The organism is Puia sp., from assembly GCF_036500295.1.
Classification (GTDB): domain Bacteria; phylum Bacteroidota; class Bacteroidia; order Chitinophagales; family Chitinophagaceae; genus Puia.
The window spans coordinates 103,308-111,152 of record NZ_DASYCH010000082.1 but is presented as its reverse complement, the minus strand read 5'-3'; the positions used below and the strand labels follow the sequence as shown (position 1 = coordinate 111,152).

Genomic DNA, 7,845 nt, shown 5'->3' with positions numbered 1-7,845 from the left:
ATATTTCTTGACCATGATGAATTGATTTACTTGTTAATAGTGTCTGTTATCAAATTTACGATAGTCTGCAGAGACTTTGACCTAACGTGTAGCTGGAACCAGACAATTAGCACAATTCGATGAAATGAAGTCTATAATTCTGTAGTTATCAATACATTAATCAGATAAATGCAAAATTCCTTACGTTTAGAAGGATTTTTTTATCTATGCCATGAATGAACTCATTATTATAATCCTCCTATTTTCATAAAAGAAGTTAATACAAATGAGTATTTGAAGTGTTTTGAACTTTCGGATGACGATATTAGTCCAATGTTGGATTTTATGGCAGATAGGTTGAAAGAAAGCCTCGAAGAAAAATTTGAATTTATAAAAACGCAAACGAGACTGTAAAATAAACTGCGTCAAAGGTTAAAAAATTAAGCCCTTGATCTTGCTCCAAATAGCAGAATAAGCCGACCTTACATAATATCCTGTAAGCCGGCGTTAGTACGACCGGGTATTGGGTAGTTTTGAATGGCAATTCACAAAATCGGTCTGCAACCGGCCAAAGTCTTTGGCGGAATAGTGAAAGTATCTTACAAAAACAGAATGGAATGCGGAGCCTCTGCTCCAAACGACCAAGCCTGCCGCGCCAAACAATTAATAAATTGATTTGGCGTTGAGAATCAAAGAAACCAATTCCACCACTACGATGAAGGCGATTCTTGTGCTGTTTTTACTGCCATTGCAACTCTTTTCCCAGGATCTTTCGGGAATTTGGGTAGGAACGATCGCCACCTCCCAAATACAAATGCCATTTGAACTGGCAATCAACCAGGATATGACCGGTTATTCGATGATTACCTTCATGTTTAAAGGTGCCGAAAAAGTCGCCGTTAAGAAAATTACCCTGATCCGAAAGGATAGTATTTTTACTATTTCGGATGATAAACTGATCTACAATAATTTTACGACCCGGTCCCGCAGCATCAAAACATTTTGTGAATTGTCCATTAAGATGGTTGATACCATAATGGTTTTGAGCGGACCTTTCCACACACGAACGCGAGACCTGCGGGCGGGCGAAGAAGATCTGTCTACGGGAACCATCACGGTTCAAAAGCAAAATAGGCGGGCTCAGACAAGGCTGATCAATAAACTCGACAGTTTGAAATTGTCAAATAACCTTGCGTTTTTGAATCCTAAACCAATTGTAAAAGAAAACCCGGTAGTAGCAGTATCCGAAAAAGGAGCAACTTCGGTGGCCGAGGATCCGGTGAAAGATTTGACAGCCGTTAAAGTCCAACAACAGGTAGATTTTGAGAAGGGAAAAAATGAACCTTATAATCAAAAAATTATTGGGGCCGCAGCAGAAGTTGCGTTACGGAAAACAGAAGTTATTCGCACTATTGATTTCAAATCCGACAGCCTTACACTGGTTTTATATGATAATGGTATTGTTGATGGAGACACAGTAAGTGTGTTGTTGAATGGTGAAGTGATTATTCCAAAACAGGGCCTTACCGAACAAGCATATCGAAAAGTCATAAAAATACCGTCCGGTTTGGGTGATTCTCTGCAATTGGTCATATATGCAGAGAACCTCGGTTCCATTCCACCGAATTCCGGCTTGCTAATTATTGAAGATGGCTCCGAGCGTCACGAGATAGGATTCGAGGGAGATATGAAAAAAAGCTCCGCGGTGAAATTGATAAGAAAGCGGTAGCTGATATACAGGCTGGACGCGGGTTTCAGGCAAAAAGAAACCGGAGAACCCGGACAAATTGGCAGGTTCTCCGGTGAGTGTAGTCCCGACAGGAATCGAACCTGTATCAAAAGTTTAGGAAACTTCTATTCTATCCATTGAACTACGGGACCAGCCTGGCAGCGGTGGACCGGAGGGCGCAAACGGCGAACAAAGTCGGGCGGTGCGGGCGATCCGGAACGCAACTAAGGGTCGCAAAAATAAGGCATTTTTTTTTAGCTACCGGGAATTACTTACTTTACCCTCCTTAATCAAACGGACAACCATGAATCGATTGATCCTGCCAGACTTACGCCGGTGTTTGACCGTCCTCGCCGCGTCGATGCTGCTGGCGATGAGCGCCCATTCCCAGGGCCCGAAATTCAGCCATCAGACCATCTTTGTAACGGACCTCAACAGGGCCGCGAATTTTTATGAAAAAGTAATGGAACTGAAGCGGATCTCCGAGCCGTTCCATGACGGCAAGCATGTATGGTTCAGTCTCGGCGGCCATGGACAGCTGCATGTGGTCTCCGGGGCCAAAGAAGACATCGCCCACGATATCAATATCCATCTCGCCTTCAGCGTCCCTTCCATGGCGGCTTTTACCAAACATCTTGACGCGATGAGCGTGAAATACGGCGACTGGTCGCAAAAGAACAAGACGCCGCAGCTTCGTCCCGACAAGGTGCAGCAGATCTACCTTCAGGACCCGGATGGGTATTGGCTGGAGGTAAACGACGACAAGATGTAGGTAATTCCCGCCATAGCCCTATCTTTGCACACCCCGGACCAGCTTGCGACGGCGCTTGCCAGAACAGGAAATCTCCCGGGCAAACGCACGGTCTATGAAATTTTACAATGTTGTCATCAAATATCGCCTCCAGCTAGCCATCGCATTTATTGTCATTGGCGTCGCGGCGAATGTCTATGCCGGCTTCTGGCCTGCCTTTCTCCCCTACTTCATCGCGCTGATCCTGCTGTTCGGGTATTTCTTCTTCGGGCCGCTTCGGCTGATCCAGGAACATATGGAGTCGGGCGATATGGATGCTGCCGAGAAGGTGCTCGCTTCGGTGCGTTTTCCCAATCTGCTTTATAAACCCATCCGCTCCGTCTACTATACCCTGAAGGGTAATATCGCGATGATGAAGCAGGACTTCGACGGCGCCGAGAAGAACATGAAGAAAGGACTCGACCTGGGCATGCCCATGAAAGAGGCCGAAGGCGCCAGCCTCCTGCAGATGGGGATGCTCGCGATGCAGAAAAACGATATCAGACAGGGTGAAAGTTATATCCGCCAGGCTATCCGCAAGGGTCTCCCCGACAAAGAAAATCAGGCCGCGGCGTTCCTCCAGCTTTGCTCCATCATGATGACCAAACGCGAGTTTCGCGCCGCCAAAGATTTCTTCCGCAAGGCCAAGGCGCTGAAACCTACGACCCCGCAGATCGTAGACCAGATAAAGCAAATCGAGAAGTATATTTCACGGATTCCCGGTTAATCGGATGGGCAAAAAAAAACCAGACCAGGTCTGGTGTGGGAAATACATTGAATCCGATGCCGGAGCCATGGCACAAAGCTATGCGTTACCCGGGAAAGCCGGCATCCCGTTTAGTTTTCGACGGGCTTAGTCCCGGTCGAGGTCGAGGTCACACAATCCACCATGTGGCGGAGCGTGCGAAGCGCAAGGCTGTTTTTTTCCAGGAAATCAAAACTGCCATATTGCAGGAAAACTTCCTTAGTATTCAGTCCTTTCTGACTTGAGAACAGGATCACATACACATTGGGATCGAAGTCCCGCACGCGCTGAAGGGTATCCAGACCATTCATTTTGCCGTCCAGGTTATAGTCCAGGACGATGACGGAAGGGCGCTTTTCCAGATCGGAGATGCAGGATTCTCCATTGGTGTAGAAGTGTATGTTGTTGCTGAGGGACTCTAACTCCTTGGCGATAAGGCCTTGATAGATGACGTTATCCTCAACGACAAAGATGACGGGTTGATGGTTAAATTCCATGATTAGTATGCTGTAGTGCAATCTAAATCAACGGAAAATGGTGCCAGAAAAGATTTGGGGATAATGGATTGATTGTCAAAAGCAATATCCAGTCTCGGCTTGAAATTCTCTCTCAGTTTGGGAAAACAGGCCTGTGGATGGGAATCATTTCATAACCTCCGCCTGCAGCTGGCCGATGCATTCTTTAATGACGGAGTCGATCGTGGCAACGAGGGGAGCTACCTCTTGCAGGCCCACTTTCTCCCGGGCATTTCCTTCCACCGTCCGGATCTCCTGCCGGATGGATTTGATGCCCATCGAGTCGATGGTCGACTTGAGCTTGTGCGCCGTCTTGCCCACCTGCTCCCAATTCTCTGCCTGCAGGGCATTCTTCAGATCCTGCATGTTCTGAGGCACCGTTTCGATAAAAAGAGCCACCATCTTTTTGATAAAGTTCTCATCGCCACCCGAGACGGATTGCACCATAGAGAGGTCATATAATCTGGTATTCCCAGGTGTCATATTGCTATTGTTAGTGTTATGTGTGAAGGCAGGGGCAACCGACGCAGGAGACCCGACAGGGTCCTGAAGGCGGGTCAAATTTCGGGAAATTACCCGGAACAACCTCGCCTCGTCGAAAGGCTTTGCCAGATAATCCGTCATTCCGGCGGCCAGATATTTTTCGCTATCGCCTTTCAGGGCATTTGCCGTGAGGGCGATGATCGGAATATTCGCAATTACCGGGTCAGGAAGCTTCCGGACCCGCTGGGTGGCCTCGATGCCATCCATCTCCGGCATCTGTACATCCATGAGAATACAGTCGAAGGTGCTTTTCTCCAATGCTTCCAGGGCCTCCCGGCCATTGTTCACGATCACCACCTCAAAATCCCAGGATTCGAGAATATGCCGGGCTAAATACTGATTCAGTTCCACATCCTCCGCAACCAACACCTTCCGATGTCCAAGGCTTTTGTAATCTATTTCCTGACTAATTTCATTATCCTGCATAGCTTCAACACTTAAATGATAGGGGACGCGTATTGTAAAGGCCGATCCCTTGCCCTCTTCACTATGTACCAGCAGCTCGCCATATTGCATTTCGACCATGTTCTTACTGATGGTCAGGCCAAGGCCGGTACCCCCGTATTTCCGGGAGATCGTCGCGTCCGCCTGCTCGAAGGGCTCAAATATGGTTCGCAATTGCTCCTTGCCGATCCCTATCCCCGTATCCTGGATGGTGATCTCCACGACCACCTGCTCCTCGTTGTGCTCCCGGATGCCCGTGGAGATGTTGATATGTCCTTCATTGGTGAATTTCAGGGCATTGCTTAATAGATTATTAAGCACCTGACTCAGCCGGTAAGGGTCACCTTCCACCACCAGGTCCCCGGGGATCGAATTCTGGAAGATCAACCCCAGCTCTTTTTCTTCTGCCCGGTAAATAAAGGATTGGATCGTCGTGGCTATTTTATCCACGATCTTAAACGGAATCCGTTCGAGCTGCAATTTACCTGCCACAATCTTCTCCAGGTCGAGAATGTCGTTTACGATTACTAATAGGTTGTTTGCAGACTCTTGTATCAGCTGAAGATAATTTCGTTGCTGCGGGTCCAGGCGGGTCTTGTTGAGCAGGCTGGCGATCCCGAGAATACCGTTCATCGGGGTGCGGATCTCATGACTCATATGCGCCAGGAACGACTCCTTTGCCCGGGCGATATCATCGGTCATCTTTTTGGTGATCCGCAGTTCGCGCTCCATGTTGATCCGATCGGTGATATCCTGGGAAAATCCGATAACATAGGGCTCGGAACCCGGCTCCTCCATGCGGACGTTCTTATATAACAGATAGATCTCGACCCCCGACTTACTAAGCACGCAAAACTCCCCACTCACGACATTCACCGATGCGCGGATCGCATGAAGATATTCCTCTTCAAACTTCTGGCGATGTTTTTCGGGGACAAACTCCTGGATACAGCGATCCAGCATCTCGGCCTCCTCATAACCGAGGACCTTCCGGATGGCCGGATTGACGGAGAGCAATTTTCCATCCAGGTCGTGTGTACAGATAAGCGCCTGGCTATGATTGAAGAGATCGCGATATCGCTTTTCGCTGACCCTTACCTTTTCTTCAAATTCCTTTGTCTCGGTGATCCTGACCGCATAGATGATGACCTGTTGCAGGTTTCCCGACTCGTCGAACACCGGAAATACTTTGTGCTGAAAATGCTGTACCACCCCCTCGCTGTCCATGGCCGACTCGGCCCATTCAACGACCCTGCGGGTGCGCCGCGCCTTTTCGAAGACCATCCGTCTTGCACGCGCCATCGCAACGGGACGCCCTGAATACTGGCAAAACTCCTCATTCGTCCTGCCGATCATCCATTCCCGGAGTTGTTGATCCGGAATGGCGCTGGCGTTGACGTAGAGGAACCGGTATTCGGGATCCGCGACGATAATCTCGGCAGGAACAAGGCTTAGGACACTCTCAAAAAATTGGCTTTGCAGGGGCATGCATAGGAGGTTTTCTTTTTGCGGTGGCGACAGGTCATTTCATCTTCAGCTCACCGTTCTGGATCATGCGGTAAAGCGTGGACTTGCCAACGTCCAGCTTTTTTGCCACAAGCAGAACATCCTTGTCATACTTATCCAGATAATGCTGCAATATCTGGATCTCAAATTCCTTCAGCGTCATTTCCTTATTCAACAGATCGGCGATGCTCGCCGAAGTGTTCAGTGTGATATGTTCGCCCTGGATCAGCTCTTCGTCCGCCATCACGACCGCCAGTTCGACCACCGACTTCAGTTCGCGGACATTACCCGGGAAGGGGTAGGTCAGCAGTTTTGACTGCGCCTCGGGCGAAAGGGTCCTTTTTTCCATCTTGTTCTCCTTGCAGAACCCATCGATAAAGTGCTTCGCGAGGATGAGGATGTCGTTTCCCCGTTCGCGAAGGGGTGGCAGAGTGATCGGCAGACCGATCAACCGGTAATAAAGATCTTCCCGGAAGTTCTTATTTTTTACCTCTTCCAGCAAGTTTTTATGGGTAGCCACGACGATACGGGCATCGATCTTGGTGACGGCGTTGCTGCCGATACGGGTGATCTCCTTTTCCTGCAACACGCGGAGGAGCTTCGCCTGAAGGTTGATATCCAGTTCCCCGATCTCATCCAGAAACAGAGTGCCCTTGTCGGCCTCCTCGAACTTTCCGATCCGCCGGGTAACCGCGCCGGTGAAGGCGCCTTTCTCATGTCCAAAGAGTTCGCTCTCGATGAGATCCTTTGGAATGGCGGCTACGTTGACGGCTACAAAGGGCAGCTTGTGGCGATCCGAATTATAATGTATTGCCTTGGCAATCATCTCTTTACCAGAACCTGTTTCGCCGGTGACGGATACGGTGATATTCGTTTTTGCGGCCTTCTCGATCATGGAGAAGACTTTTTCGATCTGCTCGCTCTTGCCGATGATCATCTGCGAGAAGTCATACTTGCGGCCTACCTGGCTCTTTAGCGTCTCGACTTCCTGCTTTAAATTACTAATTTCACGTAAGTGTAAAATACTATTCCATAGGCGATCTTTTGTGTCATCATCTTTTACAATGTAATCGAATGCTCCATTTTTCAACAGGTTGATGGCGGTTGCCACATCCTCCTGTCCCGATATAACAATGACCCGGATATCCGGGTTATGTTCTTTTATCTTCTTCAGCACTTCGGCGCCATCACAATCGGGAAGGGAATAGTCGAGCGTTACAACATCCGGGTTTTCATGTAGTTGTGCAAAAAAGTCGCGGGGGGATTCGAATCGTTTTACCTCATACTCGGGGTTGAGGGAAAGATAATGCTGGAGCATTGAGCCGTACCAGACATCGTCTTCAACAATAAAGACCTTAAAGGAATGATGGTTTTTCATGCTGCGTTTTACTTAGGATAAGAATCTAACGTTGAAATGGCGAATTTATTCCCATATTAAGACATTTTCCAATCCATTCTCATTCTTTTCAACGAATAAAGACATTTGGAAACGCACATTAAGTACAAACTCTTAGCTTGTAGCCTGGCCGCCCTGTGCAATATTTTCGCATTTTGCGCACATGCGGCAGCAGCCAAAGCTGATCACTTATCTTTG

General features: G+C 48.4%; 6 protein-coding genes and 1 tRNA gene. 3 read left to right on the top strand and 4 right to left on the bottom strand.

Translation table 11 applies throughout. From position 1 onward, the window contains the following. Positions 1-661 precede the first annotated feature (661 nt). The gene (locus VGM48_RS16260) at positions 662-1,708 is read left to right on the top strand and encodes a hypothetical protein (RefSeq protein ID WP_331580983.1); all 1,047 of its coding nucleotides are present in this window, start codon (positions 662-664) and stop codon (positions 1,706-1,708) included. A gap of 80 nt (positions 1,709-1,788) precedes the next feature. On the opposite strand, the gene VGM48_RS16255 is transcribed toward VGM48_RS16260, so the two are convergent. Continuing rightward, positions 1,789-1,860: transfer RNA gene (locus VGM48_RS16255), tRNA-Arg, on the bottom strand. A gap of 152 nt (positions 1,861-2,012) precedes the next feature. On the opposite strand from VGM48_RS16255, the gene VGM48_RS16250 reads away from it, so the two are divergent. Beyond that, positions 2,013-2,480 carry a VOC family protein gene (locus VGM48_RS16250; RefSeq protein ID WP_331580981.1) on the top strand — a complete coding sequence of 156 codons (468 nt, stop codon included), beginning with the start codon at positions 2,013-2,015 and terminating at the stop codon, positions 2,478-2,480. Positions 2,481-2,574: 94 nt separating this feature from the next. Further along, positions 2,575-3,225: a hypothetical protein gene (locus tag VGM48_RS16245; protein ID WP_331580979.1), complete on the top strand. Its 651-nt coding sequence runs from the start codon at positions 2,575-2,577 to the stop codon at positions 3,223-3,225. Positions 3,226-3,335: 110 nt separating this feature from the next. Here VGM48_RS16245 and VGM48_RS16240 read toward each other — a convergent pair whose 3' ends face one another. From VGM48_RS16240 to VGM48_RS16230, 3 genes are all read right to left on the bottom strand, one after another. Then, positions 3,336-3,740, bottom strand: a complete 405-nt coding sequence (locus VGM48_RS16240) for a response regulator (RefSeq protein ID WP_331580977.1) — start codon at positions 3,738-3,740, stop codon at positions 3,336-3,338. A 144-nt stretch (positions 3,741-3,884) separates the two neighbouring features. Then, positions 3,885-6,233: a PAS domain S-box protein gene (locus tag VGM48_RS16235; RefSeq protein ID WP_331580975.1), complete on the bottom strand. Its 2,349-nt coding sequence runs from the start codon at positions 6,231-6,233 to the stop codon at positions 3,885-3,887. Between the two features lie 34 nt (positions 6,234-6,267). Further along, complete coding sequence (locus tag VGM48_RS16230; protein WP_331580973.1) at positions 6,268-7,629, bottom strand: sigma-54 dependent transcriptional regulator; 1,362 nt, start codon at positions 7,627-7,629, stop codon at positions 6,268-6,270. Between the last annotated feature and the right edge of the window lie 216 nt (positions 7,630-7,845).

Excerpts from the sequence above, each read along its gene's own strand:
- VGM48_RS16250 (WP_331580981.1), top strand. The coding sequence starts at position 2,013 with ATGAATCGATTGATCCTGCCAGACTTACGCCGGTGTTTGACCGTCCTC.
- VGM48_RS16245 (WP_331580979.1), top strand. The coding sequence starts at position 2,575 with ATGAAATTTTACAATGTTGTCATCAAATATCGCCTCCAGCTAGCCATC.
- VGM48_RS16240 (WP_331580977.1), bottom strand. The coding sequence starts at position 3,740 with ATGGAATTTAACCATCAACCCGTCATCTTTGTCGTTGAGGATAACGTC.
- VGM48_RS16235 (WP_331580975.1), bottom strand. The coding sequence starts at position 6,233 with ATGCCCCTGCAAAGCCAATTTTTTGAGAGTGTCCTAAGCCTTGTTCCT.
- VGM48_RS16230 (WP_331580973.1), bottom strand. The coding sequence starts at position 7,629 with ATGAAAAACCATCATTCCTTTAAGGTCTTTATTGTTGAAGACGATGTC.